This is a genomic window from Micromonospora sp. WMMB482, assembly GCF_019038635.1.
In the GTDB taxonomy this organism is placed as follows: domain Bacteria; phylum Actinomycetota; class Actinomycetes; order Mycobacteriales; family Micromonosporaceae; genus Micromonospora; species Micromonospora marina.
This window is the reverse complement of sequence record NZ_JAHOPD010000020.1, coordinates 1,356,997-1,382,558: the sequence shown is the minus strand read 5'-3', so window position 1 is coordinate 1,382,558 and position 25,562 is coordinate 1,356,997. Positions and strand designations below refer to the sequence as shown.

General features: G+C 73.2%; 23 protein-coding genes. 14 read left to right on the top strand and 9 right to left on the bottom strand.

What is annotated here, in order from left to right:
* Positions 1-132: 132 nt before the first annotated feature.
* From tsaB to KSK32_RS07270, 6 genes are all read left to right on the top strand, one after another.
* Complete coding sequence (gene tsaB, locus KSK32_RS07295) at positions 133-810, top strand: tRNA (adenosine(37)-N6)-threonylcarbamoyltransferase complex dimerization subunit type 1 TsaB (RefSeq protein ID WP_216929746.1); 678 nt, start codon at positions 133-135, stop codon at positions 808-810.
* Complete coding sequence (gene rimI, locus KSK32_RS07290; protein ID WP_216929739.1) at positions 807-1,250, top strand: ribosomal protein S18-alanine N-acetyltransferase; 444 nt, start codon at positions 807-809, stop codon at positions 1,248-1,250. The genes tsaB and rimI overlap by 4 nt, the downstream gene beginning before the upstream one ends.
* Before the next feature lie 5 nt (positions 1,251-1,255).
* A complete protein-coding gene (gene tsaD / locus KSK32_RS07285; protein WP_216929737.1) occupies positions 1,256-2,302 on the top strand; it encodes a tRNA (adenosine(37)-N6)-threonylcarbamoyltransferase complex transferase subunit TsaD in 1,047 nt (348 codons plus the stop codon).
* Between the two features lie 17 nt (positions 2,303-2,319).
* On the top strand, positions 2,320-2,574 hold the full coding sequence (locus KSK32_RS07280) for a hypothetical protein (protein ID WP_216929736.1): 255 nt from the start codon (positions 2,320-2,322) through the stop codon (positions 2,572-2,574).
* A gap of 70 nt (positions 2,575-2,644) precedes the next feature.
* The gene (locus KSK32_RS07275) at positions 2,645-4,351 is read left to right on the top strand and encodes an ABC transporter ATP-binding protein (RefSeq protein ID WP_216929734.1); all 1,707 of its coding nucleotides are present in this window, start codon (positions 2,645-2,647) and stop codon (positions 4,349-4,351) included.
* Entirely contained in the window at positions 4,348-6,096 is a 1,749-nt protein-coding gene (locus tag KSK32_RS07270) for an ABC transporter ATP-binding protein (RefSeq protein ID WP_216929727.1), read from the top strand. The genes KSK32_RS07275 and KSK32_RS07270 overlap by 4 nt, the downstream gene beginning before the upstream one ends.
* Before the next feature lie 51 nt (positions 6,097-6,147).
* Here KSK32_RS07270 and KSK32_RS07265 read toward each other — a convergent pair whose 3' ends face one another.
* The 7 genes from KSK32_RS07265 to KSK32_RS07235 all read right to left on the bottom strand — a co-directional run bounded on the left by KSK32_RS07265 (position 6,148) and on the right by KSK32_RS07235 (position 13,438).
* Positions 6,148-6,885 carry a DUF4142 domain-containing protein gene (locus tag KSK32_RS07265; protein ID WP_216929725.1) on the bottom strand — a complete coding sequence of 246 codons (738 nt, stop codon included), beginning with the start codon at positions 6,883-6,885 and terminating at the stop codon, positions 6,148-6,150.
* Positions 6,886-6,985: 100 nt separating this feature from the next.
* A complete protein-coding gene (locus KSK32_RS07260) occupies positions 6,986-8,161 on the bottom strand; it encodes an ROK family protein (RefSeq protein WP_216935879.1) in 1,176 nt (391 codons plus the stop codon).
* A gap of 31 nt (positions 8,162-8,192) precedes the next feature.
* Positions 8,193-9,452, bottom strand: coding sequence for a sugar ABC transporter permease (locus KSK32_RS07255; RefSeq protein ID WP_216929724.1), 1,260 nt, complete (start codon positions 9,450-9,452; stop codon positions 8,193-8,195).
* A complete protein-coding gene (locus KSK32_RS07250) occupies positions 9,449-10,261 on the bottom strand; it encodes an ATP-binding cassette domain-containing protein (protein WP_216929722.1) in 813 nt (270 codons plus the stop codon). The genes KSK32_RS07255 and KSK32_RS07250 overlap by 4 nt, the downstream gene beginning before the upstream one ends.
* A 103-nt stretch (positions 10,262-10,364) precedes the next feature.
* Positions 10,365-11,468 carry a sugar ABC transporter substrate-binding protein gene (locus KSK32_RS07245; protein ID WP_216929720.1) on the bottom strand — a complete coding sequence of 368 codons (1,104 nt, stop codon included), beginning with the start codon at positions 11,466-11,468 and terminating at the stop codon, positions 10,365-10,367.
* 216 nt (positions 11,469-11,684) lie between these two features.
* Positions 11,685-12,164, bottom strand: a complete 480-nt coding sequence (ybaK, locus tag KSK32_RS07240) for a Cys-tRNA(Pro) deacylase (protein ID WP_216929719.1) — start codon at positions 12,162-12,164, stop codon at positions 11,685-11,687.
* Positions 12,165-12,205: 41 nt separating this feature from the next.
* The gene (locus tag KSK32_RS07235) at positions 12,206-13,438 is read right to left on the bottom strand and encodes a methyltransferase domain-containing protein (RefSeq protein ID WP_216929717.1); all 1,233 of its coding nucleotides are present in this window, start codon (positions 13,436-13,438) and stop codon (positions 12,206-12,208) included.
* A gap of 254 nt (positions 13,439-13,692) precedes the next feature.
* On the opposite strand from KSK32_RS07235, the gene groES reads away from it, so the two are divergent.
* From groES to KSK32_RS07220, 3 genes are all read left to right on the top strand, one after another.
* Positions 13,693-14,007, top strand: coding sequence for a co-chaperone GroES (groES, locus tag KSK32_RS07230; RefSeq protein WP_018222648.1), 315 nt, complete (start codon positions 13,693-13,695; stop codon positions 14,005-14,007).
* A 70-nt stretch (positions 14,008-14,077) separates the two neighbouring features.
* Complete coding sequence (gene groL / locus KSK32_RS07225; RefSeq protein ID WP_216929715.1) at positions 14,078-15,724, top strand: chaperonin GroEL; 1,647 nt, start codon at positions 14,078-14,080, stop codon at positions 15,722-15,724.
* 124 nt (positions 15,725-15,848) lie between these two features.
* Complete coding sequence (locus KSK32_RS07220) at positions 15,849-17,567, top strand: sulfite oxidase (protein WP_216929713.1); 1,719 nt, start codon at positions 15,849-15,851, stop codon at positions 17,565-17,567.
* A gap of 173 nt (positions 17,568-17,740) precedes the next feature.
* On the opposite strand, the gene KSK32_RS07215 is transcribed toward KSK32_RS07220, so the two are convergent.
* Positions 17,741-18,124, bottom strand: coding sequence for a WhiB family transcriptional regulator (locus tag KSK32_RS07215; RefSeq protein WP_013288543.1), 384 nt, complete (start codon positions 18,122-18,124; stop codon positions 17,741-17,743).
* A 252-nt stretch (positions 18,125-18,376) separates the two neighbouring features.
* Here KSK32_RS07215 and KSK32_RS07210 point away from each other — a divergent pair, with 252 nt between their 5' ends.
* Positions 18,377-19,195, top strand: a complete 819-nt coding sequence (locus KSK32_RS07210) for a response regulator transcription factor (RefSeq protein WP_216929711.1) — start codon at positions 18,377-18,379, stop codon at positions 19,193-19,195.
* Positions 19,196-19,207: 12 nt separating this feature from the next.
* On the opposite strand, the gene KSK32_RS07205 is transcribed toward KSK32_RS07210, so the two are convergent.
* On the bottom strand, positions 19,208-19,612 hold the full coding sequence (locus KSK32_RS07205; RefSeq protein ID WP_216929710.1) for a DUF5319 domain-containing protein: 405 nt from the start codon (positions 19,610-19,612) through the stop codon (positions 19,208-19,210).
* 196 nt (positions 19,613-19,808) lie between these two features.
* On the opposite strand from KSK32_RS07205, the gene guaB reads away from it, so the two are divergent.
* The 4 genes from guaB (at position 19,809) to KSK32_RS07185 (ending at position 25,558) form a co-directional block, all read left to right on the top strand.
* On the top strand, positions 19,809-21,371 hold the full coding sequence (guaB, locus tag KSK32_RS07200) for an IMP dehydrogenase (RefSeq protein ID WP_216929709.1): 1,563 nt from the start codon (positions 19,809-19,811) through the stop codon (positions 21,369-21,371).
* A gap of 30 nt (positions 21,372-21,401) precedes the next feature.
* Positions 21,402-22,520 (top strand): GuaB3 family IMP dehydrogenase-related protein, encoded by a 1,119-nt coding sequence (locus KSK32_RS07195; protein WP_216929708.1) that lies wholly within the window; start codon positions 21,402-21,404, stop codon positions 22,518-22,520.
* Between the two features lie 97 nt (positions 22,521-22,617).
* Positions 22,618-24,012 carry a M1 family metallopeptidase gene (locus KSK32_RS07190; protein WP_216929707.1) on the top strand — a complete coding sequence of 465 codons (1,395 nt, stop codon included), beginning with the start codon at positions 22,618-22,620 and terminating at the stop codon, positions 24,010-24,012.
* A gap of 88 nt (positions 24,013-24,100) precedes the next feature.
* Complete coding sequence (locus KSK32_RS07185; protein WP_216929706.1) at positions 24,101-25,558, top strand: M1 family metallopeptidase; 1,458 nt, start codon at positions 24,101-24,103, stop codon at positions 25,556-25,558.
* Positions 25,559-25,562: the final 4 nt, after the last annotated feature.

The window sequence follows — 25,562 nt, the reverse complement described above, 5'->3', positions numbered from 1 at the left end:
TGAGTCATGAATATGACTCAGAGGCATAAGGCTCGCACCGCTTCTCTTTGATCCGGGCGCTACGCACCGTGACCGGTCGTGCGGCGAGGGCGTGCCCGGGGCGGGCGGAGCGGACGACTAGGCTGGCTTACCGTGCTCGTACTCGTGGTGGACTCCTCGACGCCCGCGGTGACCGCCGCCCTGGCCGAGGTCTCGGCGGACGGCGTCGCGCTCCGCGCGTCCCGGTGCACTGTCGACGCCCGCGCCCACGGCGAGCTGCTCGCGCCGCAGGTCGACGCCGTGCTGGCCGACGTAGGCGCGCGGCCCGCCGACCTGGCCGCGATCGTCGCCGGCCTCGGCCCGGGCCCGTTCACCGGGCTGCGCGTCGGGCTGGTCACCGCCGCGACCATGGGTCAGGTGCTCGGCGCACCCACGTACGGCGTCTGCTCGCTGGACGGGATCGGCCACCCGGCGGCCGCCGGCGAGCCGGTGCTGGCCGCGAGCGACGCGCGGCGCCGGGAGATCTACTGGGCCGTCTACGACGGTGCCGGCCAGCGCCTGGCCGGGCCGGAGGTGGCGGCCCCGGCGGTGGTCGCGGAACGGGCGCGCGGCCTGGCGGTCACCGTCGCGGTCGGCGACGGCGCACATCGGTACGCGGACGTGCTGGGGCTGCCGGTACGCGACGAGCCGCGCTACCCGGACCCGCTGGCGCTGGCCCGTCTCGCGGCGCCGCGGATCCGCGCGGGCGCGCCCGGCGAGACGCTCACCCCGCTCTACCTGCGTCGCCCGGACGCGGTCGCGGCCACCGGCCACAAGCCGGTCCTGCCATGAGGCTGGGCCGGTTCCGCTGGTGGCACATCGACGAGGTGCTGCCCATCGAGGCGGACCTGTTCGGCGCCGAGCAGTGGTCGGCGGCGATGTTCTGGAACGAACTCGCCAACGGGCACTTCTACCTGGTCGCCACCGACGACGACGGCAGCCTGCTCGGCTACGCCGGGCTGGCCGTGTCCCCGCCCGACGAGGCGTGGGTGCAGAACGTCGCGGTCCGCCGGGACGTCCAGCGCCGGGGGATCGGCCGCCTGCTGCTGGAGGCGCTGCTCGCCGAGGCGGCCCGGCGCGGCACCCGCAGCACGCTGCTGGAGGTCGCCGCGGACAACGCCCCCGCGCAACGGCTCTACGCCACCTACGGCTTCGAGCCGATCGGCGTACGGCGCGGCTACTACCAACCGAGCAACACCGACGCGCTGGTCATGCAGCGCAACGAGGACTGACGCGCATGGCTGACGAACCCCTGATCCTCGGCATCGAGACCTCCTGCGACGAGACCGGCGTGGGCATCGTGCGCGGGCACACGCTGCTCGCCGACGCGCTCGCCTCCAGCGTCGAGGAGCACGCCCGGTTCGGCGGCGTGGTGCCCGAGGTGGCCAGCCGCGCCCACCTGGAGGCCATCGTGCCGACCATGGACCGGGCGCTGCGCGAGGCAGGCGTCACCATCGCCGACATCGACGCCATCGCCGTGACCTCCGGGCCGGGCCTGGCCGGCGCGCTGCTCGTCGGGGTCGCCGCCGCCAAGGGGTACGCGGTGGCGGCGGAGAAGCCGGTGTACGGCGTGAACCACCTCGCCGCGCACGTCGCGGTGGACACCCTCGAACACGGCCCGTTGCCCGAGCCCGCGATCGCGCTGCTGGTCTCCGGCGGGCACTCCTCGCTGCTGCGCGTCGACGACCTGGCCCGCGACGTGGTACCGCTCGGCGCCACCATCGACGACGCGGCCGGTGAGGCGTTCGACAAGGTGGCCCGCCTGCTCGGGCTGCCGTTCCCCGGCGGACCGTACATCGACCGCGAGGCGCGCGCCGGTGACCCGGCGTCGATCGTCTTCCCGCGCGGGCTGACCGCCGCGAAGGACCTGGTCGGGCACCGGTACGACTTCTCCTTCTCCGGCCTGAAGACGGCCGTGGCCCGCTGGGTGGAGGCGCGGCAGCGGGCCGGTGAGCCGGTACCGGTCGCCGACGTGGCCGCGTCCTTCCAGGAGGCGGTCTGCGACGTGCTCGTCGGCAAGGCGATCGACGCGTGCCGCAGCAGCGGCATCGACACACTGGTGATCGGCGGCGGCGTGGCGGCCAACTCCCGGCTGCGGGCGATGGCCGAGCAGCGGGCCGGCAGGCACGGCATCCGGGTGCGTACGCCCCGGCCGAAGCTCTGCACTGACAACGGCGCGATGGTGGCCGCGCTCGGCTCCCACCTGGTGGCCGCGGGCGTCGCGCCGAGCCGGCTGGACCTGCCGGCCGACTCGGCGATGCCGCTGACAGTGGTCAGCGTGTGAGCGGGGAGGGGACCGACATGATCGTCCGTATGTGGGAGGCCAAGGCCGAGCCGTACGGCTTCGCCGACCTGATCACCTGGGTCTGCGAGACCGCGCTACCCGAGTTCGAGCACGACCCGATGCACGTCTCCAGCGAGGTGTTCTCCTCCACCGACCACCGGCTCGTGGTGGTCTCCAAGTGGCGGAACAATCCCCGGGAGCTGCCCGAGCCGCCGGCGCGCCTGATCGCCCGCCCGCCGCACAGCTGGGACTTCACCCAGGTCGACCGCTGACGCGACGGTCGTCACGACGGCCGGAATTGGTTGGCGCGCGGGTCGCCCCGGCACCTAGCGTCGGTGGGCCATGCGCTTCTCACCGGCCGGCGATCCCGGCACCCCCGACGCGCGGTCGGCCACCCGATACCTCGTGTGGCTCGCCGGGCGGCACCCCGTCATCTTCGGCGCCGGTCTCGCGCTCGGCGTGATCTGGATGCTGGCCCAGGCGCTGGTGCCGGCCGTGCTCGGCCGCGCCGTGGAAGCCGGCCTGGCCCAGCGCGACCCGGACGCGCTGGTGCGCTGGAGTCTGGCCCTGCTCGGGCTGGGTCTGGTGCAGGCCGTCGCCGGGATCCTGCGCCACCGCTGCGCGGTGCACAACTGGCTCGGCGCCGCCTACCGCACCGTGCAGGTCACAGTGGACGCCACCAACCGCCTCGGCGCCGCGCTGCCCCGGCGGGTCGCGGCGGGCGAGGTGGTGAGCATCGGCACCGCCGACATCGAGCACATCGGCGGCGCCATCGACATCACCGCGCGGGGCGCCGGCTCGGTGGTCGCCATCGTCACCGTCGCGGTGATCCTGCTCAGCGCCTCCCAGCCGCTCGGCCTCGTGGTGGTGCTCGGAGTGCCGCTGCTGATGGCGCTCGTGGCGTTGCTGATCCGCCCGCTGCACCGGCAGCAGGCCGCGTACCGGGACTCGACCGGCGGGCTCACCGCCCGGGCCGCGGACATCGTCTCCGGCCTGCGCGTGCTGCGCGGAGTCGGCGGCGAGCCGGTGCTGTCCGAGCGCTACCGGCAACGGTCGCAGGCGTTGCGCGCGGACGGGCTGCGGGTGGCCCGGATCGAGTCGCTGTTGCAGGCCGCGCAGATCCTGCTGCCCGGCGTCTTCGTGGTGCTGGTGACCTGGCTCGGCGCCCGGTTCGCGCTGCGCGGTGAGATCAGCGCCGGCGAGCTGGTCTCGTTCTACGGCTACAGCGCGTTCCTGGTGAGCCCGCTGCGCAACCTCACCGAGGCGGCCGACAAGCTGACCCGGGGACACGTCGCGGCCCGCCGGGTGGTCCGGTTGCTGCGGCTCGCGCCGGAGTTCACCGACCCGGCCACCCCGGTGCCGGTGCCGGCCGGACCGGGCGAGCTGGCGGACGTCCGTTCCGGGCTGGTGCTGCGACCGGGGCGGCTCACCGCACTCGCCGCCGCCACCCCGCAGGACGCCGCCGAGATCGCCGACCGGCTCGGCCGGTACGCCGACGGGGACGTCACGCTGCACGGCGTACCGCTGCGGGACGTGGCGCTGGCGACGGTGCGGGAGCGGATCCTGGTGGCCGACAACGACGCGCAGCTGTTCAGCGGCGTGCTGCGCACGGAGCTGGACCCGCACGACCGGGCCGAGCCCGGCGCGGTGGCGGCGGCACTGGCGGCGGCGAGCGCCACCGACATCGTCGAGGCGCTGCCCGGCGGCCTGGACGGCGAGGTCGCCGAACGCGGCCGGGAGTTCTCCGGCGGGCAGCGGCAACGGCTGCGGCTGGCCCGCGCGCTCGTCGCCGACCCGGAGACGTTGATCCTGGTCGAGCCGACCAGCGCGGTGGACGCGCACACCGAGGCGCGCATCGCCGAACGGCTCGGCCCGGCCCGCCACGGACGCACCACACTCGTCTGCACCACGAGCCCGCTGGTGCTCGGTCACGCCGACCACGTGGTCTTCGTGGAGGACGGCAAGGTCGTCGCCGAGGGCCGGCACGAGGAACTGCTCGCCGCCGAGCCGCGCTACGCCGCCACGGTGAGCCGGAAGGAGGACCGATGAGCAACGCGTTACCCGTCGCCGACGTCGCCCAGGTCCGCCGGTACGTGCGGGAGCTGATCCGCCGTCACCCGCGTGGCCTGGCCGCCGCGCTCGGCCTGCACGCGCTCGCCGCGGGCGCCGGGCTCGTCGCCCCGCGCCTGCTCGGTGACCTGGTGGAGGGGATCTCCCAGGGCATCGCCGAGACGACGGTGGACCGGGTCGTGGCGGCCATCGCCGCGTTCGTGGTGGTGCAGGCCGTGCTGGTCCGCTTCGCGCACCTGGCCTCGGCCCGGCTCGGTGAGCGGGTGCTCGCCGAGCTGCGGGAGGAGTTCGTCGACCGGGTGCTCGCGCTGCCGCTGGCCACAGTCGAGCGGGCCGGCACCGGCGACCTGCTCACCCGCACCTCCCGGGACGTCGCCGCGCTGTCCCGTACCGTCCGGTTCGCCGGGCCGGAGACGCTCATCGCGGCGCTGACCGTGCTGCTGATCGTCGGCGCGCTGGTGCTGACCGGCCCACTGCTGGCGCTGCCCAGCCTCCTGGCGGTGCCGGTGCTGTGGGCCGGCACCCGCTGGTACCTGCGCCGCGCGCCGCAGGGCTACCTGCGGGAGAACGCCGCCTACTCGGACATCACCGACGGGATCAGCGAGACGGTCGAGGGGGCGCGGACCACCGAGGCGCTGCGGCAGGCGGCCCGCCGCCGGGCCCGTGGCGACGCGGACATCCGCCGGTCGTACGCGGCCGAGCGTTACACGCTCCACCTGCGGACCGTGTTCTGGCCGGTGGCCGAGTTCGGCTACCTGGTGCCGATGGTGGCGACCCTGCTCATCGGCGGCTGGTTCCACATGAAGGGCTGGGCCAGCCTCGGCCAGGTCACCGCCGCCACGCTCTACGCCCAGCAGCTCACCGACCCGATCGAGCGGCTGCTCGGCTGGCTGGACGAGTTCCAGGTCGGCGGCGCGTCGCTGGCCCGGCTGCTCGGGGTGGCCGCCGAGCCGGACGAGCGCGCCCCGGCATCCCCCGCGCCGGCCCGGACCGGCGGCGCGGGCCGGCTCGCCGCGCACGACGTCCGGTACGCGTACCGCCCGGGACACGACGTGCTGCACGGCGTGACGCTGGAACCCCGGCCGGGGGAGCGGCTCGCGATGGTCGGCCCGTCCGGGGCGGGCAAGTCGACGCTGGGCCGGCTGCTGGCCGGCGTGCACGCACCGAGCGCCGGGACGGTGACCGTGGACGGCCGTCCACTCGCCGGAATGCCCCTGGCCGAGCTGCGTACCCATGTCGCACTCGTCAGTCAGGAGCACCACGTGTTCATCGGCACGCTCGCCGACAACGTGGCGATGGTCCGGCCGGACGCCGACCCGGCGCGGGTACGCGCGGCGCTGTCCGCAGTCGACGCACTGGACTGGGCGCTGGCCCTGCCGGACGGGCTCGACACGCCGGTCGGCGCGGGCGGCCACCCGCTCACCCCCGCGCAGGCGCAGCAGGTCGCGCTGGCCCGGCTGGTGCTCGCCGACCCGCACACGCTGGTGCTGGACGAGGCCACCTCGCTGATCGACCCGCGGGCGGCCCGGGCCCTGGAACGGTCGCTGGCGGCGGTGCTGCACGGCCGTACCGTCATCGCCATCGCGCACCGGCTCTTCTCCGCGCACGACGCGGACCGCGTGGCGGTGGTCGACGACGGCCGGATCACCGAACTCGGATCACACGACGAGCTGGTCGCGGCCGGTGGCTCGTACGCCGCGCTGTGGCGGTCCTGGCACGGCTGAGGACACGCGACGGGCCCCGGCGGACGTGCCGGGGCCCGCTCGACGGCCGGGTCACGAACGGCGGGTCAGCCGCCAGGTCGCGTACCCGCCGGTGCCGAGCGCGATCAGGAACACCGCCCACACCACCCCGGTGCCGACCTGGAGCCCACCGCCGCTGCCCACGTTGGCCTGGGCGGCGGCTACGAGCGAGTCGCTCTGCGCGGGCGGCAGCGCAGCCGGCGGCAACTGCTGCCAGCGCACCAGCCCGGTGCTCTCCAGCATGGTCATGTGGTCGTTGACGAACTTGTTGGCGTCCTCGGCCAGCTTGCGCACGATCGGGTCGCGGGTGCTGGCCCGGACCGCGCCGATCACCGGGAAGATCTTGCCGTGGGCGACCCGCAGCCGGGTGACGAAGATCTGGTCGAACCGGGCGCCGGTGGCGTTCTGCATCTCGGTCAGCCACCCCTTCTGCTCGCCGGTCGGGTCGCTCGGCAGCGTGGCACCCAGCTTGTTGGCCGCCTGCACCACGAGCTCGTCCAGCTCCGCGTGCTGCTTGGCGATCTCCGCGCCGACCTCGCGTACCCGGGCTGACTGCCCCTTCTCGGCCGCCATCAGTCCGGCCGGCATCTCCCACAACCCGGCCAGCCGTACGCCGTTGAGCAACGTCATGTCCGCGGCGTTCATCTGCACGCCGGGAGTGGGTGCGGCCTGCGCCGTCCCGGGAACGACACCGATCCCCGCGCCCAGCGCGGCGAGCAGCAGTACCACCCGGTTCGCCAGCCTGCGGCGTGCGGATTCCAGCGATGCCATGGTTGCGGTGCCTCCTCGGTCCGGACCGGTACGCGGGGTGTCGTGGACGGCCGCGCAAGCCTGCCGTCCGTCCGCACACTGGTACGGATCGGCGGGCCGATCAGTTCAGCGGGTCGGCGAGGAGTCGTTCGAAGGCCAGTTCGGCGGCGCCGATCAGCGCCGCGTCGCCGCCGAGCTTCGGCGTACGCAGCCGCACGTGTTCCAGGCACGCGGGCAGCCCGTTCGAGTTGAGCCGGCTGCGTACCTGCGCCGCGGCGGCCAGGTAGAGGTCGCGCATGGTGCCGCCGAAGATGACCATCTCCGGGTTGAAGATGTTCACCAGGTTCGCGACGCCGAAGCCGAGCCAGTCGCCGGCCTGCCGTACCGCGGTCTGGGCGCGGGCGTCGCCGCGGTCGGCGGCGTCGAAGACGGCGAGCAGCGCGTCCCGGCCACGCGCCTCGGACCGGCCGGCGGCGCGCAGCAGCCCGTGCTCGCCGATTTCGGTCTCCCAGCAGCCGCGCCGGCCGCAGTCGCAGCGCACCCCGTCGCGGACCACCACCATGTGGCCGACCTCGCCGCCGTAGCCGCCGTGCCCGGTCAGCCGACGGCCCCCGGCGATGATGCCCGCGCCCACGCCGACGTCGCCGTAGATGTAGATGACGTTGTCGCAGCCGACCGCCGCGCCCCGGGCGTGCTCGGCGTACGCGGCCACGTCGGCCACGTTGCCCACCGTGATGGGCACGTCTATCCCCAGCTCGTCGGCGAGCGCCGCACCGATCGGCTCATCCACCCAGCCGGTGGTCGGGCTGAGCCGGACCAGGCCGTCCTCGCGGCGCACCATGCCGCACACCGCCAGGCCGGCCCCCACACAGACCGCGTCCGGCGGCACCGCCTGGTGCATCTCCTTGACCGCGCCGGCGAGCAGCGGGGCCGCCTCCCCGGCGACCAGTGTGCGCGGCCGGTCCATCTCCCGGCGGTCGAGCACCTCACCGCCGAGCCCGACGCGCGCCGCCCGCAGCCGGTCCACCTCGACGCTGTACGCGTACGCGTAGACCCGCTCCGACTCGGGCCGGACGACGAGTGACGGTCGTCCGGCCCGGCCGGTCTCCTTCGGCGTCCCCTCGCTGACCAGACCGGCGCCGGCCAGGTCCGCGGTCAGCGCGCCGATGGTGCTGCGGTTGAGGCCGAGCGCCGTGGTCAGCTCGGCCCGCGTGGTGGCGCCGTGGACGTGCACGTAGCGGAGCAATGCGCCCAGGTTCTGCCGACGGATCTCGTCCTGACTGGGGCCCGCGCGCATCGCCACCGCCATGGTGTTTCCGTACCCCGGGTCAGCGCGTGCCGGTGGCGGCGGCCCGCCGACGCGACAGCGCGTCGATGGTCGCGGCGGCGAGCAGCACCACGCCGGTGACCACGAACTTGACGCCCGAGCTGTATCCCATCAGTCCCATACCGTTGTCGATGACCGCTACCACCGCGCCACCGAGCACGGCGTCGAGGACCCGGCCCTTGCCGCCGAAGAGGCTGGTGCCGCCGATCACCGCCGCGCCGACGGCGTAGAGCAGTACGTTACTGCCACCGGTGTTGGGGTCGACCGAGTTGGCCCGGCTGGCGGCCACGATGCCGCCGATCGCGGCCATCGAGGAGCAGATGATGAACACGGAGACACGGATCCGGTCGACGTTGATGCCGGCCCGGCGGGCCGCCTCGGCGTTACCGCCGACCGCGTAGATGTGCCGGCCGTAGCTTGTGCGCTGGAGCACGAACGTCCAGACGACGAGCAGGATCGCGATGATCGGCACCACGATCGGTACGCCCTTGAGCGAGACGACGAGCACGTTGCGGCTGCGCTCCAGGTTGAGCACGTAGACCGCCACGCCGAGGATCACGGCCAGGCCGGCGATCCGGCCGGCTACCACCGCGATCGGGTCGGTGAGTAGGCCGCGGGCGGCGCGGTTTCGGTGCCGCAGCAACTGCACTGCCGCGTACCCGGCAACGGCGACGGCGGCCAGCGCCCAGCCCAGTACGGGGGGGAGGTTGCGGTTGGCGATCGCGACGAGCACGTCGTCCCGGACCGCGATGTTGGCGCCCTCGTCCATGAGCGTCAGCACGACGCCCTGGAAGGCCAGGAACCCGGCGAGCGTCACCACGAAGGAGGGGATGCCGACCTTGGCGACCAGCAGGCCCAGCACGGTGCCGATCACCACGCCGGTGACGACGGCGGAGAGCACCGCCACGTACCAGGGGTAGCCGAGCACCGTGACGACGTTGGCCAGGATCGCGGCGCAGACGCCGCTGGCGAAGCCGGCGGAGAGGTCGATCTCGCCGAGCAGCAGGACGAAGACCAGTCCCATGGCGATGAGCGTGACCGCCGCGCCCTGGGTGAACAGGTTCGCCAGGTTGCCGGCGGTGAAGAACGACGGGCGGGCGATCGAGAAGCCCACTGCCAGTGCGACGAGCATGACCACGGCGGGGAGCGCACCGATGTCGCCGCCGCGTACCCGGCGCCAGTAGTTGTTCACGTGGCTGCCCAGGGTCGGTGTCGGCGTGACGCCGGCCGGGCCTTCCTTCTTCATGACGGTGGCGGTCATCGGACGGCTCCTGGGGTGGTGTCGGCGGGCGCGGCGCCGTTGCCGCCCGGCTCGCCGGTGAGGCCGAGGCTGCCAGCGCGGCCGGCGGTGATCAGCTCGACCACCTGCGAGTGGGTGATGTCGGTGGTCTTCACCTGGGCGACCATCTGGCCGAGGTAGAGCGCGGCGATCCGGTCGGAGACGGCGAAGACGTCGTTCATGTTGTGCGAGATGAGCACCACGGCCAGGCCGTTGTCGGCCAGCCGGCGCACCAGTTCCAGCACCTGGGCGGTCTGCGCGACGCCGAGCGCGGCGGTCGGCTCGTCCAGGATGACCAGCCGGCTGTTCCAGAGCACGGCCTTGGCGATGGCGACGGTCTGGCGCTGGCCGCCGGAGAGGCTGGAGACGTGCTGGCGCAGCGACTTCACGGTGCGCACGCTCAGGCCGGCGAGCGTCTCGGCGGCCATCTGCTCCATGGTCGGCTCGTCGAGCACGATGCCGCTGCGCTTCTCCCGGCCGAGGAACATGTTCTGCACGATGTCGAGGTTGTCGCAGAGCGCGAGGTCCTGGTAGACGACCTCGATCCCGAGCGCGGCGGCGTCCCGGGGGCTGTTGATGCTGACCGGCCTGCCGTCGAAGACGAACTCGCCGCCGTCGGTGGGGTGGATGCCGCTGATGCACTTGACCAGGGTCGACTTGCCGGCGCCGTTGTCACCGACGAGCGCTGTCACCTCGCCGGCGTGCGCGGCGAAGGCGACGTCGCGCAGCACCTGGACGGGACCGAAGCTCTTGTCGATCCCGCGTAGCTCCAGCAGGGGGGTTGCGGACACGGGGTTCTCCTTTGGGCGGAGGGAGGTCTCGGATCCCGTCCGGCGCGGGCGCCGCCCGGCACGGGAGAACCCGTGCCGGGCGGCGCCGCCTGAGGCGGGTGGGTCAGCTCACGCCGGCGTCGGTGCAGAGCTTCGCGAAGGCACCGGTGCAGAGCTCTTCCTTGGTGACGTAGCCGTCGGCCACCACGTCCTTGACGTTGTCCTTGTAGATGGCCTTGGGCTCCAGCAGCACGGCCGGCACGTCCCGGTTGCCCTCCGGGTCCTTGACCGTCTGGCCGGTGTCCTTCGTCTCGCCCTTGGCGAGCGCGATGGCCAGCTCGGCGGCGGCGTCCGCCTCCTGCTTGACCGCCTTGTAGACGGTCATGCACTGGTCACCGGCGAGGATGTTCTGCAGGCCCTCCTTGGTGGCGTCCTGACCGGTCACCGGGACCTTGCCGTTGAGCTTGTTCTTCTTCAGCACCGAGATGGCCGCGTTGCCGAGACCGTCGTTGGCGGCGAGCACGCCGTCGATCTTGCCGCGGGCCTTGGTCAGCTGCTGCTCGAAGATCGTCGCGGCCTGCGCGTTGTCCCAGGCCGGCACCGAGTCGTCGGCGACCTTGGTGTACTCCTTCGAGTCGAACTTCGGCTTGAGCACCGAGTCGTACCCGTTCTTGAACAGGGTGGCGTTGTTGTCGGTCGGCGAGCCGTTCAGGTACGCGATCGACGGGTTCTTGACGCCCTTGTCGGTCAGGCACTTGCTCAGGCCCTCGCCCTGGAGCTTGCCGACGGCCTCGTTGTCGAAGCTGACGTAGTACTGGGCGGAGCCGCCCAGGGTCAGCCGGTCGTAGTCGATGGTCGCGACGCCCTGCGACTTGGCCTTGTCGAGCACGGCCTTGCCGGTGCCGGAGTCCAGGTTGACGATCATCAGGACGTTGACGCCGTTGGTGATCATCTGGTCGGCGATGGTCTGGAACGCGGTCTTGTCGTTCTGCGCGTTCTGGATGTCGGACTCGACGCCGGCCGCGTCGAACGCCGCCTTCAGGTACTTGCGGTCCGCGCCCTCCCAGCGGGCGGAGGACTTGCTGTCCGGCAGGATCACGCCGATCTTCGGCTTCTTGGCGTTGGAGCCGCCGGCCTCGTCGGACGAACCGCCGTTGTCACCGCAGGCGGCCATGCTGCCGGTCGCGAGAAGACCGACGGCCGCGAAGGTGAGGAAGCCCTTGCGCATGTGCAGGGTCCTTTCGGAGGTGGGGGAGTGGTGATGTTTTGTTGTGTCCGGCAACGTATTCCCCGTCTCCCGTGCGCCGCAAGACTGCCGAGGTCAGAAGTTTGTTGGCGGCGGTAACAATTCAGCAACGCGGTTGTCACCCAGTGGACACCGCCGGGAGAGCGCGCTCCGGGAACGCTCCCACACGTACCGTCACGAGCCCGCTCAGGCGGCCGCTCAGATGGCCGCGATCGATGCCGTCGTCGCCCCGGTCAGCGCCACCAGATCCGTCGGTGCGAGCTGCACCTGCAACCCCCGGCGACCCGCCGAGACGTACACCGTCGGGTACGCCAGCGCGGAGGCGTCGACAACAGTCGGTAGCCGCCTGCGCTGCCCCAGCGGGCTGATGCCGCCGCGGACGTACCCGGTCGCCCGCTCGGCCGTCGTACGGTCGGCCATCGTCGCCCGCTTGCCGCCGGCCGCGGCGGCGAGCGCCTTCAGATCCAGCTCGCCGGTCACCGGCACCACCGCCACCGTCAGCCCGCCGTCGACCTCGGTGACGAGCGACTTGAACACGCGCTCCGGCGCCACCCCGAGCGCGGTCGCGACGAGCGCGCCGTAGTTCGGCGCGTCCGGCGACACGTCGTAGGTGTGGGTGCTGTGCGCGATCTTCCGCTTGCTCAGCAACGCGATCGCCGGAGTGCCAGGGCCCGCCATGGGCTCAAGCTAACCCGCGCGCCGCGACACCGCGAGCCGGGTCAACCGCCGGCTGGAGCCGGCCGGCAGACGAGCACCGTGGGATCGCCCCCGACCCGGGTCAGCGCCAGGCTCGCCGCCTCGTCGCCGGACAGCCGCAGGTCGCGGCGCAGCTTCTCCGGCTCCAGCGCCGAACCGCGCTTGCGGATCTCGACCCGGCCGACCCGCCGCTCCCGCAGCAGGGCGCGCAGCCGCTTCAACGAGAACGGCAGCACGTCGGTGATCTCCAGGCAGCGGGCGAACGGGGTGGGCCGGGCCTCGTCGGCGTACAGGTAGGCGATCGACGGGTCGGCGAGCGTGGCGTCGAGGCCGGCGGCCAGCTCGGCGACCAGGTGTGCGCGTACCACCGCCGGATCCGGGTCGTACAGGAACCGCCGCACCGGTCCCACCGGCGCCTCGACCGCGCCGGTTCCGGTGAGGTGATAGGAGGGGACCCTTTTACTACCGGAGGCGTTAAGAAGGGGCCCTTCCTTCTCGCGCAGCAGTGTGGCGCGGCGCGGGACCTCGGCCAGGTCGCCGCACCACAGCGCGGCTTCGACCAGGTCGCCGTCGACGCTCACCCACTCCGCCTCCGCGCCCGCCGGAATCAGCGCGTGGTCCAGCCCGGGCGCCACCTTCACCACAGTGCGCGGCACCCGGGCGGCCAGGCCGGTGACGAAGTCCCACGGCGGCGAGTAGGCGTTCGGGTCGAAGACGCGCCGGCCGGTGCCCGCCCGCCGCCGCGCCGGATCGCAGAACACCGCGTCGACCCCTGTCACGTCGAACGTCGTGGCGTCCCCGCACTCGACTGTCACCAGGCCGGCGAGCCCGGCCGCCTCGGCGTTCGCGGCGGCCATCTCGGCGGTCACCGGGTCGGCCTCCACCGCGTACACCCGGATGCCGGCGCGGGCCGCGGCGAGCGCGTCGGCCCCCAGGCCGCACCCCAGGTCGGCCAGCGTGGTCACGCCCGCGGCGCGCAGCCGTGCCGCGCGCCGGTCGGCGACCGCGAGGCGGGTTGCCTGTTCCAGCCCCGCCCGGGTGAGGAACATCCCGGCCGCCGCCACGCCGAACTTGCCGGCCGCCCGGCGGCGCAGCTCCGCCTGGGTGAGCGCCGCCGCCGCGAGCCCGCCGGGGATGCCGGCCGAGCGCAGCGCGGCCGCCGCCGCCAGCGGGTCGCCGCCGGCCACCCGCCCGGCCGCGGCGAGCGCCGCCGACCCCTCGGGGGTACGCAGCGCGGCGAGCTGGTCGAGATCCACGCGCTCATTGTCCCGGCCCGGTTCCGGCGCGACACGGAGGGCGACGCGTTGGCACTCTCCTTGACGGAGTGCTAGCCGAGGAATAACCTGCGATTAGCACTCTCACCCTGAGGGTGCCAACACCCGAGCCTCGCGCCCGGGGGTTGAGCGCCAGGCGGACCGGCACCCGCGACGACGGCCCCGCCCGGTGGCATGAGGCAGATTGACGCTGGTCGGCGTGCCGGCCGGCAACGACACCAAGTACCCGGGAGGGTATGCCCGTGACTACCGCGACCAAGGTTGCGATCAAGCCGCTCGAGGACCGCATCGTGGTCCAGGCGAACGAGGCCGAGACCACCACCGCCTCGGGCATCGTGATCCCCGACACCGCCAAGGAGAAGCCGCAGGAGGGCACCGTCCTCGCTGTCGGCCCGGGCCGGATCGACGACAAGGGCAACCGCGTGCCGATCGACGTGAAGGTCGGCGACACCGTCCTCTACTCGAAGTACGGCGGCACCGAGGTCAAGTACGCCGGCGAGGAGTACCTGGTGCTCTCCGCCCGCGACGTCCTCGCGGTCATCGAGAAGTAAGCAACCGATCAGTGTCGTTGCCCCGGTCCGGCTCGCCGGGCCGGGGCAACGTCGCTTCGAAGGGATACTGATGGCGAAGATCCTCAGCTTCTCGGACGACGCCCGGCACCTGCTGGAGCACGGTGTCAACGCCCTCGCGGACGCGGTGAAGGTCACCCTCGGCCCGCGCGGGCGCAACGTCGTCCTGGACAAGAAGTTCGGTGCGCCCACGATCACCAACGACGGCGTGACCATCGCCAAGGAGATCGAGCTCACCAACCCGTACGAGAACCTCGGCGCGCAGCTGGTCAAGGAGGTGGCGACCAAGACCAACGACGTCGCCGGCGACGGGACCACGACCGCCACCGTGCTGGCCCAGGCGATGGTCCGGGAGGGCCTGCGCAACGTGGCCGCCGGTGCCAACCCGACCGGCCTCAAGCGGGGCATCGACGCGGCGGCCGCCAAGGTCTCCGAGGCGCTGCTCGGCAAGGCCGTCGAGGTCTCCGGCAAGGAGTCGATCGCGCACGTCGCGACCGTCTCCGCGCAGGACGCCGCCATCGGCGAGCTGATCGCCGAGGCGATGGAGAAGGTCGGCCGCGACGGCGTCATCACCGTCGAGGAGGGCTCCGCGCTCGTCACCGAGCTGGAGGTGACCGAGGGTCTCCAGTTCGACAAGGGCTTCATCTCGCCCAACTTCGTCACCGATCTGGAGGCGCAGGAGGCGGTCCTGGAGGACCCGTACATCCTGATCACCACCCAGAAGATCTCGGCGATCGAGGAGCTGCTGCCGCTGCTGGAGAAGGTTCTCCAGAACAACAAGCCGCTGCTCATCGTCGCCGAGGACGTCGAGGGCCAGGCCCTGTCCACGCTCGTGGTCAACGCGCTGCGCAAGACCGTCAAGGTCTGCGCGGTCAAGGCCCCCGGCTTCGGTGACCGCCGCAAGGCGATGCTGCAGGACATGGCGATCCTGACCGGCGCCGAGCTGGTCGCCCCGGAGCTGGGCTACAAGCTCGACCAGGTCGGCCTGGAGGTGCTCGGCACCGCCCGTCGCGTCGTGGTCGACAAGGAGAACACCACCGTCGTGGACGGTGGCGGGCAGTCCGCCGAGGTCGCCGACCGGGTCGCGCAGATCCGCAAGGAGATCGAGGCGTCCGACTCCGAGTGGGACCGGGAGAAGCTGGCCGAGCGGCTGGCGAAGCTCTCCGGCGGCATCGCCGTGATCAAGGTCGGCGCGGCCACCGAGGTCGAGATGAAGGAGCGCAAGCACCGCATCGAGGACGCCATCGCCGCGACCAAGGCCGCGGTCGAGGAGGGTACGGTCCCGGGTGGCGGCGCCGCCCTGGCCCAGATCCTGCCGGCGCTCGACGACGACCTGGGCTTCACCGGTGACGAGAAGGTCGGCGTCTCGATCGTGCGCAAGTCGCTCGTCGAGCCGCTGCGCTGGATCGCCCAGAACGCCGGCCACGACGGTTACGTGGTGGTGCAGAAGGTGGTCGGCAAGGACTGGGGCCACGGCCTCGACGCCGCCACCGGCGAGTACGTCGACCTGGCCAAGTCCGGCATCATCGACCCGGTGAAGGTGACCCGCAACGCGGTCAGCAACGCCGCCTCGATCGCCGGCCTGCTGCTCACCACCGAGAGCCTCGTGGTGGAGAAGCCGGCCGAGCCGGAGCCGGCCGCCGCCGGTGGGCACGGCCACTCGCACGGTCACGGCCACCAGCACGGCCCGGGTTTCTGACCCGAGGAGCACGGCCCGACGTCAGGGCACACCGCCGATTCGGCGGTGTGCCCTGACGCGTATCTGCTTACGGAACGCTGACGACATTGGCAGCCGGCCCGGCGGGTCGACCAGACTGGACGCCGTGAGCACCCTCTCCCGCCGCCGCGCGGCACTTGCCGGTGTCGTCGCCGCAGTGGTGGCACTCGGCACCGCCGAACCCGTGGCGGTCCTGACCGGTCCCCGGTCCGCTCCGCTCGTCGCCGTCGGCGGACTCGTCGTCGACCTGGTGCCCGAGCCGCTCAAGCAGTTCGCCATCGACGTCTTCGGCACGTACGACAAGATCGCCCTGCTGGCCGGGACGGCGCTGCTGCTGGCCGCGTTCGGAGCGCTGCTCGGTCTGGCAGCGGCCCGGCGGCTGGTGATCGGCCTGGCCGGCATCGCCGCGTTCACAGTGCTCGGCGTCGCCGCCGCGCTGACCCGGGCCGGCGCGGACGCGTTCGACGCGCTGCCCTCCCTGGTCGGCGGCGGACTGGGCGCGCTGACGCTCTGGGCGTTCGTGGCCGGACCGCTGAGCGCCGACCGGGTCGGGCGCGACCGGTTCGACGCCGCGCGGCGCGGCCGGGCCGGGACCGGACCGGCGGAACGCGACGGGGCCGACGCGGCGGACGGCGATCGGGTACCCCGCGCCACGCCGCCGCCCATGCATCCGTCCGCACCGCCTCCGGCGGTCGCCGCGCTCGCCCGCGAGGGGGAGACCCCCGGCGGCTGGGAGCCGGTCCGGCACGACGACGACGCGGAGTCGCGGCGGCGGTTCCTGCGTGGCGCCGGCCTGCTGACCGGCGCGGCGGCGGTGGCGGGGCTGGGCGGGCACTGGCTGGCCGGGCGGCGCGGCGTCTCGGCGGCCCGGGAGGCGGTGACGCTGCCCGCCCCGGCCGTGCCCGCCCCGCAGGTGCCGACCGGAGCGGACCTGTCGCTGCCCCGGCTCGCGCCGTACGTGACGCCGAACCGGGAGTTCTACCGGATCGACACGGCGCTGGTGGTGCCGCAGGTGGACCCGGCCACCTGGCGGTTGCGGATCCACGGGCGGGTGCGCAACCCGATCGAACTGAGCTTCGACGACCTGCTGGCCCGCCCGATGGTCGAGCGGTACGTGACGCTCGCCTGCGTCTCCAACGAGGTGGGCGGTGACCTGATCGGCAACGCGCGCTGGCTCGGCGTACCGATCAAGGAGCTGCTCGACGAGGCCGGTCCGGTCGACGGCGCGGACCAGGTGGTCGGGCGCTCGGTCGACGGCTGGACCTGCGGCACGCCCACCTCGGTGCTGCGCGACGGGCGGGACGCGCTGCTCGCGGTCGGCATGAACGGCGAGCCGCTGCCGATCCAGCACGGCTTCCCGGTGCGGATGGTGGTGCCCGGCCTCTACGGGTACGTGTCGGCCTGCAAGTGGCTCACCGAGCTGGAGCTGACCAGCTTCGCCGACTTCGACGCGTACTGGGTGCCGCGCGGCTGGTCCGCGCAGGGCCCGATCAAGACGCAGTCCCGGATCGACACGCCCCGGCCCCGCAGCCGCCCGGCGGCCGGGCCGGTGACGGTGGCCGGTGTGGCGTGGGCGCAGCACCGCGGCATCGCCCGCGTCGAGGTACGCGTCGACGGCGGCGCCTGGCAGGAGGCGACGCTCGCCCCGGCGGTGTCGGCGGACACCTGGGTGCAGTGGTCCTGGCGGTGGGACGCGACGCCGGGCGAGCACACGCTCCAGGTGCGGGCGACCGACACGACTGGTGAGACCCAGACGGAACAGCGCGCTCCGGTCGCCCCCGACGGCGCGACCGGCTGGCACACAGTCACGGTCACGGTCACCTGATCACCGCCCCCCATCCCCGAAAGATCAACACCAGTTCCCCGAAGTGGTGGCATCAGAGGCTCCGTGACATGACCACTTCGCCGAGCCGGTGTCGATCACGCGAGGGCCGGGGGTGGGACGACACGACGCCGCGCCCCGGGATCGGGGCGCGGCGTCGGGGGTCGTGAAGCCGGTCAGGCGACCTTGCGCTGGTCCGGCACGGCGGTGTTGTGCGGCCGGCCGAGGCGCGCCTCCAGCCGGGCGATGTCCACCTTGGTCTGCCGGCGGTCGGCCAGGTCCTCCCAGCCGAGGGCGAGCAGCCGCAGCCGCTCGGACTCGCTGAACCCGCCCCAGACGCCGTACGGCTCGCGCACGGAGAGCGCGTGGGCGGCGCACTCGGCGCGTACCGGGCAGGCGCGGCAGACCGACTTGGCGCCCATCTCGCGGCGCAGGCGGGAGGAGCCGCGCTCGCCGTCCGGGTGGAAGAACTGCGCGCTGTCGCGGCCACGGCAGGCTCCGAGCCGCTGCCAGTCCCAGAGCTCGTCGATCGGTCCTGGCAGCCTACGTACGTTCGACATCAGCACCCCTCCTCCCGCGCGGCACCGCGGAGAATGTTCGTTGCCAGCTACCGGGCGGCGGTCCGCGCGGGATGCCGGTTCCGGATGAACCCCTCGGTACCCGAGCGGTCCGCGCCTCACACATCTGTGATCGAAAACCTCGGACACTCAGCGGCATATGCCCCATCTGTCGGAAAAGTTCGGATGATTGCCCGGAACCCCCTCCCGACCTCACCTCCGCGTGGTCTGCTCTGAGTCGGAGAGGAGACCACTGTGCGTAGTGTTCTTGTGTGCGTTCGGACACCATTGGCGGCCCAGCATCTGACCTCCGCGGCGGCGCGGCTCGGGCTGTCCGGCGTCGTCCGGACGGCCGTCTCCGATCCGGAGGTGATGTTGCGGCTCGCCGAGCGTCCGGTGGACGTGGTGCTCGCCGACACCGCCCTGACCCGCCCGGACAGCGCCGGCTTCGTCCGGCGGGTGCTCGCCCGCGCCCCGCAGGCAGCGGTGCTGCTGCTCGGCACCGAGGAGTCGGAGTCGGCGGCGGCCACCATCAGCGCCGGGGCACGCGGACTGATCCAGAACGCCGACCACGACCTGACCAGCGCGGTCGCCAAAGCGCTGCTGCTGCTCTCCGCCCCCGGGCGGAGCAACCGGCACCGGGTGGCGGACACCGCCCGGGACGCGGCGGCGGTGGGCGGGCCGACCCGGCCGGCGGCACCGGGGCGTACCCAGGGTGGGCCCGGCTGGCCGGCGACGGCCCCGGTGGACGCCGCGGGCCTGCCCACTGTGGTGCCCGTGCAACGGGGTGAGGACCCGGACGACCCGGCGGCGGCCGACGGCGCGGAGGCGCCCCGGCCGGGCGCGGCCCAGCGGCCGGCGCGGGCGCCGCGCAGCGCGATCGGCCTGACCGAGCGGGAGCTTCAGGTGCTGCTCGGCATGGCCGAGGGCAAGAGCAACGCGGAGATCGGGCGGGAGCTGTTCGTCTCCGAGGACACGGTCAAGACGCACGCCCGGCGGCTGTTCCGCAAGCTCGGCGCGCGCGACCGGGCGCACGCCGTGGCGGCCGGGTTCCGGGCGGGCCTGGTCGCCTGACCCGCGCGGGGATCACTCCGGCGCGGTGTCGTCGGTGCCCTCGGTGAGCGTGTCGTGCACGCCGTCGGCGTAGCCGCGGGCGTAGTCCCAGCTCACGTAGTGGTCCGGGTCCGGGTCGTAGGCCGGCTCGTGCACCCGGGGACGCCCCGAGTTGAGCAGGTGGCGCAGGTTGCCGCGCAGCAGGTCCCAGTCGAAGTAGTGCGGCTCTCGGCAGTCCTCGCACTCGATCACCAGGCCGCGCACGCCGATCGGCTGGAGCAACGCCTGGTAGATCTCCAGATCGGCGAGATCCTCCAGGACGTCCTGGCGCTCGACCTCGGTCAGCGGGTCGAGCGCGTCGTCGTCGCCGGGATCGTGCAGGCCGGCAGCCGGATCGGCCGGGTCGCCGTTGAACGGGTCGATGGGCTCGTCGTGCACCCCTTCACCGTAGACCCCGAGCCGCCGGAAAGCCCGCCCCAGCCCGTGCTGTGGCCCGGCCTACCCTCGGGCCCGCCGCTGCCCGGGCGCGGACGGGCAAGTGGGTACGATGAGGCGACGCGCCGTCACCAGGCGCCTGCCGGTGCCCCGCGCGCCGCCTCGCTGCAGCCCGTTCGACCAGCTCAGGGGAGCAATCGTGGAGAATTCGCCCAGCACCGAGATCCCGGCCGGCACCGACGGCGGGGAGCTGGGTGGCCATCTGCCCGAGCTGCCGGCCGGTTCGGCCCGGGTGGTGCCGCTCGGGCTGACGTTCGACGACGTGCTGCTGCAGCCGGGCGAGTCGGACGTCGTGCCCAGCCGGGTCAACACGCGCACCCGCCTCACCCGCAACATCGAGCTGACCGTGCCGCTGCTGTCCAGCGCGATGGACACGGTCACCGAGGGGCGGATGGCCATCGCCATGGCCCGCCAGGGCGGCATCGGCGTGCTGCACCGCAACCTCTCCGTGGAGGACCAGGCGCTCCAGGTCGACCTGGTGAAGCGTTCCGAGTCCGGCATGATCACCAACCCGGTGACCGCCAGCCCGGACGACACGCTGCGCGAGGTCGACGCGCTCTGCGGGCGCTACCGCATCTCCGGCGTGCCGGTGGTGGACGGGCAGGGGCAGCTGGTCGGCATCGTCACCAACCGCGACATGCGCTTCGTCTCCGACCCGGCCACGCCGGTGCGCGAGATCATGACCCGTACCCCGCTGATCACCGCCCCGGTCGGCGTGAGCAAGGACGACGCGCTCGGCCTGCTGCGCCAGCACAAGATCGAGAAGCTGCCGATCGTGGACGTGGGCGGCAAGCTGCGCGGCCTGATCACGGTGAAGGACTTCACCAAGAGCGAGCAGTACCCGAACGCCACCAAGGACGACGCGGGCCGGCTCCGGGTCGCCGCCGCGGTCGGCGTGGGCGAGGACGGCTACAAGCGGGCCCGTGCCCTGGTCGACGCCGGGGTGGACGTGGTGATCGTGGACACCGCGCACGGCCACCAGCGCGCCGTGCTGGAGATGGTGGCACGGCTCAAGCGGGACGTGACCATCGACATCGTCGGCGGCAACATCGCCACGTACGCGGGCGCGAAGGCGCTCGTCGACGCGGGCGCGGACGGCGTGAAGGTGGGCGTGGGCCCGGGTGCCATCTGCACCACCCGGATCGTGGCCGGGGTGGGCGTCCCGCAGATCACCGCGATCATGGAGGCGGCCCGCGCCGCCCGCCCGGCCGGCGTGCCGGTCATCGGCGACGGCGGCATCCAGTACTCGGGCGACATCGCCAAGGCGCTCGTCGCGGGCGCCGACACGGTGATGCTCGGCAGCCTGCTGGCCGGCTGCGAGGAGAGCCCCGGCGAGCTGATCTTCATCAACGGCAAGCAGTACAAGGCGTACCGGGGGATGGGCTCGCTCGGCGCGATGCAGTCGCGCGGCCAGGGCAAGTCCTACTCCAAGGACCGCTACTTCCAGCAGGACGTGCTCGCCGAGGACAAGCTGGTCCCGGAGGGCGTCGAGGGCCAGGTGCCCTACCGGGGGCCGCTGTCCGCGGTCGCCCACCAGCTCATCGGCGGGCTGCGCGCCGCGATGGGATACGTGGGCGCGGAGAGCATTCCGGAGCTGCACCGGCGTGGCCAGCTCATCCGGATCACCGCGGCCGGGCTCAAGGAGAGCCACCCGCACGACATCCAGATGACGGTCGAGGCGCCCAACTACCACTCCCGCTGAACCACCACCCCCAACCACCTGGAGTCCCCCATGCGTGACGTGGTCGAGATCGGGCTGGGCAAGACCGCGCAGCGCGGCTACCACCTGGACGACATCGCCATCGTGCCGAGCCGCCGCACCCGGGACGTCGACGACGTCTCCACCGCGTGGCAGCTCGACGCGTACCAGTTCGGCATCCCCTGCGTCGCGCACCCCTCGGACGCCACCATGAGCCCCGCCTCGGCGGTCCGGCTCGGCCAGCTCGGCGGCCTCGGCGTACTGAACGTCGAGGGCCTCTGGACCCGGTACGAGAACCCGGCCAAGATCCTGGAGGAGCTGGCCGGTCTCGGCGAGGACGCGCGGGCGACCAAGCGCCTCCAGGAGGTCTACGCCGAGCCGATCCGCCCCGACCTGATCGCCGAGCGGGTGCGTGAGCTGCGCGAGGGCGGCGGGACGGTGGCGGTGCGGGTCTCCCCGCAGCACACCCTGGCGCTGGCCCCGGTGATCCTCGACGCCGGCGTGGACATCCTGGTCATCCAGGGCACGCTCGTGTCGGCCGAGCACGTCTCCACCACCGACGAGCCGCTGAACCTCAAGGAGTTCATCGCCGACCTGGACCTGCCGGTCGTCGTGGGCGGCTGCACCGACTACAAGACCGCGCTGCACCTGATGCGTACCGGCGCGGCCGGTGTGATCGTGGGCATCGGCGGCGACGACTGGTCGACCACCGAGTCGGTGCTCGGCATCCGGGTGCCGATGGCCACCGCCATCGCCGACGCCGCCGCTGCTCGCCGCGACTACCTGGACGAGACCGGCGGCCGGTACGTGCACCTGATCGCCGACGGCGACATGCAGACCTCCGGCGACATCGCCAAGGCGCTCGGCTGCGGCGCGGACGCGGTGATGCTCGGCGAGCCGCTGTCGCTGTGCGAGGAGGCTCCGGCCGGCGGCGCCTGGTGGCACTCCGCGGCCAGCCACCCGTCGCTGCCCCGTGGTGCGTTCGAGGTCGCAGGCGAGCCGCTCGGCTCGATGGAGAGGCTGCTGTTCGGCCCGGCCGACGAGCCGGACGGCCAGCTCAACCTCTTCGGCGGCCTGCGCCGCGCGATGGCCAAGTGCGGCTACCGCGACCTGAAGGAGTTCCAGAAGGTCGGGCTGGTCCTCGACCGCTGAGCACCGCTGAGCACCACTCAGCACCGCGAGACGGCGCGGGCGGCGGCGCGGACGTGTTCCGGCCCCACCCGCGCCGTCGCGCGTCTAGGCTCGCCGGGTGAGACGGGGGCGGTTCTGGGCGGCAGGGCTGGTGGCGGGGGCGCTCGCGCTGAGCGGGTGCACCGGCGGCGACGACAACGGGTTCCGGCCGGGTGCGGCGGACGCCGGTGACCCGTACGTGCCGGGGGCCGGCAACGGCGGCTACGACGTGGGCCACTACGCGCTCGACGTGCGGTACGACCCGGCCGGCGACCGGCTCACCGGCACCGCGACGCTGACCGTCACCGCCACCCGGGGGCTGTCCCGGTTCCAGCTCGACCTGGCCGGGCTGGACGTCGAGCGGGTGCGGGTGGACGGCGAGGCGGCGAAGCACCGCCACGACGGTGCCGAGCTGATCGTCACCCCGGCGGGCGGACTGCCGTCCGGACGGCGGTTCACGGTCGAGGTGACGTACGGCGGCGTGCCGCAGCCGCTGCCGAACGCCGAACTGGGCGACGGCGGCTTCCGCGCCACAACGGACGGTGCGATAGCGCTCGGTCAGCCCGAGTCGGCGAGCACCTGGTACCCGGTCAACGACCACCCGTCGGACAAGGCGACATACGACCTCGAGGTCACCGTGCCGGACGGCCTCGCCGCGCTGTCGAACGGCGTGCCGGCGGGCCGGACCTCCAGCGGCGGCTGGACCACCTGGCGCTGGGCCGAGCGCGCGCCGATGGCGAGTTACCTGAGCACGCTGGTGATCGGCGACTACCGGGTCAGCAGCGGCACCCACGCCGGCAAGCCCATCGTCACCGCCGTCGCCGCGGCGCTGCCCGCGGACGGACCGGCCGCCGCGTCGGTGGCCCGCACCGGCGAGGTCGCCGACTTCCTGGCCGGGCACTTCGGGCCGTACCCGTTCGAGGCGTACGGCGGCGTGGTGGTCGCCGACGAACGCATCCGGTACGCGCTGGAGACGCAGAGCCGTCCGGTGTACGGGCCGGCGTTCTTCCGCGGCGACCGGCCGAACACCGAGGTGGTCGCGCACGAACTGGCCCACCAGTGGTTCGGCGACAGCGTCTCGGTGGCCCGGTGGAGCGACATCTGGCTCAACGAGGGCTTCGCCACGTACGCCGAATGGCTCTGGGCCGAGCACGACGGCGGGCGAACCGTGGCGCAGACAGTCGCCGAGCGCTACGCGGCCACCGACTGGGCGAAGCCCACAGTCGACCCGGGCCGGGCCGGGATGTTCGGCGACGCGGTCTACCAGCGGGGCGCGCTCGCGGTGCACGCGCTGCGCCGCGCGGTGGGCGACGAGACGTTCTACCGCCTGCTGCGCGGCTGGCTGGCGCAGCACCGCGACGGCAACGTCACCACCGCCGACTTCGTCGGGTACGCCGAACGCACGTCCGGGCGGCCGTTGCGGGCGCTGCTGGACGCCTGGCTGGTCGGCGTGGCGCCACCGGCACTGCCGTGACGCACGCGTGACCGGCGCTGGGTAGGCTGCCGCGGTCGGAGCGGCTCGTGGCGGAGCCGCCGAACGGGCCCCGGGAGGGATCGAGGCGATGACGCGGCGTGGCGCACGACGACGGCTCGGGTTGCTGGCCTGCGGGACGCTGCTGGTGGCCGGCTGCGGGTCGGCCGAGCCGGACCCGGGACCGGCATCCCCCACCACGGCGACCTCGGCGGCCCCGCGCGGTTTCGCGCCCGGCGCGGCCGGCGCGGGCGACCCGTACTTCCCGAGCTACGGCAACGGCGGGTACGACGTCGCGCACTACACGGTCAAGGTGCGCTACGACCCGGGCACCGACAAGCTCAGCGGCACCGCCACGGTGCGGGCCACCGCCACCGCCGACCTGTCCGCGTTCAACCTGGACCTGGCCGGGCTGACCGTCCGCTCGGTGACTGTGGACGGCGCCGACGCCCGGCACAGCCGTACGGACGACGAGCTGGTGATCACCCCGGCCATCGGGCTGACCTCCGGCAACGGGTTCACCGCCGAGATCCGGTACGACGGCCGGCCGGAGCCGCTGCGTAACGAGGTGCTGGGCGAGAGCGGCTGGCTGCACACCGCCGACGGGGCGATCGCGCTCGGGCAGCCGGAGTCGGCGAGCACCTGGTTCCCGGTCAACGACCACCCGTCGGACAAGGCCACCTACGACATCGAGCTCACCGTCCCGAAGGGACTGACGGCGGTCTCCAACGGCGTGCCGAAGGGGAAGTCGACAAGCGGCTCCTGGACCACCTGGAAGTGGTCGGAGACCGCGCCGACGGCCAGTTACCTGACCACGGTGGCGATCGGGAAGTTCCGGGTCACCACCGGGCAGCACAAGGGGCGGCCGGTCTACCACGCAATCACCACGCAGGTCGCCGAGGGCGCGCCGGACCGCTCCATCGCGCGCACCGTGGAGGTCGCCGACTACCTGGAGAGCGTCTTCGGGCCGTACCCGTTCGACTCGTACGGCGGCGTGGTGATCGCCGACGAGCGGATCCGGTACGCGCTGGAGACGCAGAGCCGTCCGGTCTACTCGGCGAGCTTCTTCCGGCAGGGCGACAACACGGGTGTGGTCGCGCACGAGCTGGCCCACCAGTGGTACGGCAACAGCGTGTCGATCCAGCGCTGGCAGGACATCTGGCTCAACGAGGGGCTGGCCACGTACGCCGAGTGGCTGTGGGCCGAGCACAGCGGCTCGACCACCGTGCAGCGCACGTTCGAGCAGAAGTACGCGAACGCCGGCGGGCAGGTGTGGCGTACGCCTCCGGGGAAGCCGGGCGTCGCGAACCTGTTCAGCCGCTCGGTCTACGACCGGGGCGGGATGACCGTGCACGCGCTGCGGGTGGCGGTGGGCGACACCGCGTTCTTCTCGATCCTGCGCACCTGGGCGGCGGAGCGGAAGAACGGCAACGCCACCACCGCCGACTTCGTGGCGCTGGCCGAGCGGATCTCCGGCAAGAAGCTGGCGAAGGTCTTCGACGCGTGGCTGTACGGCACCGAGCGCCCGCCCGCCCCGAAGCCGCTGTAGGGCC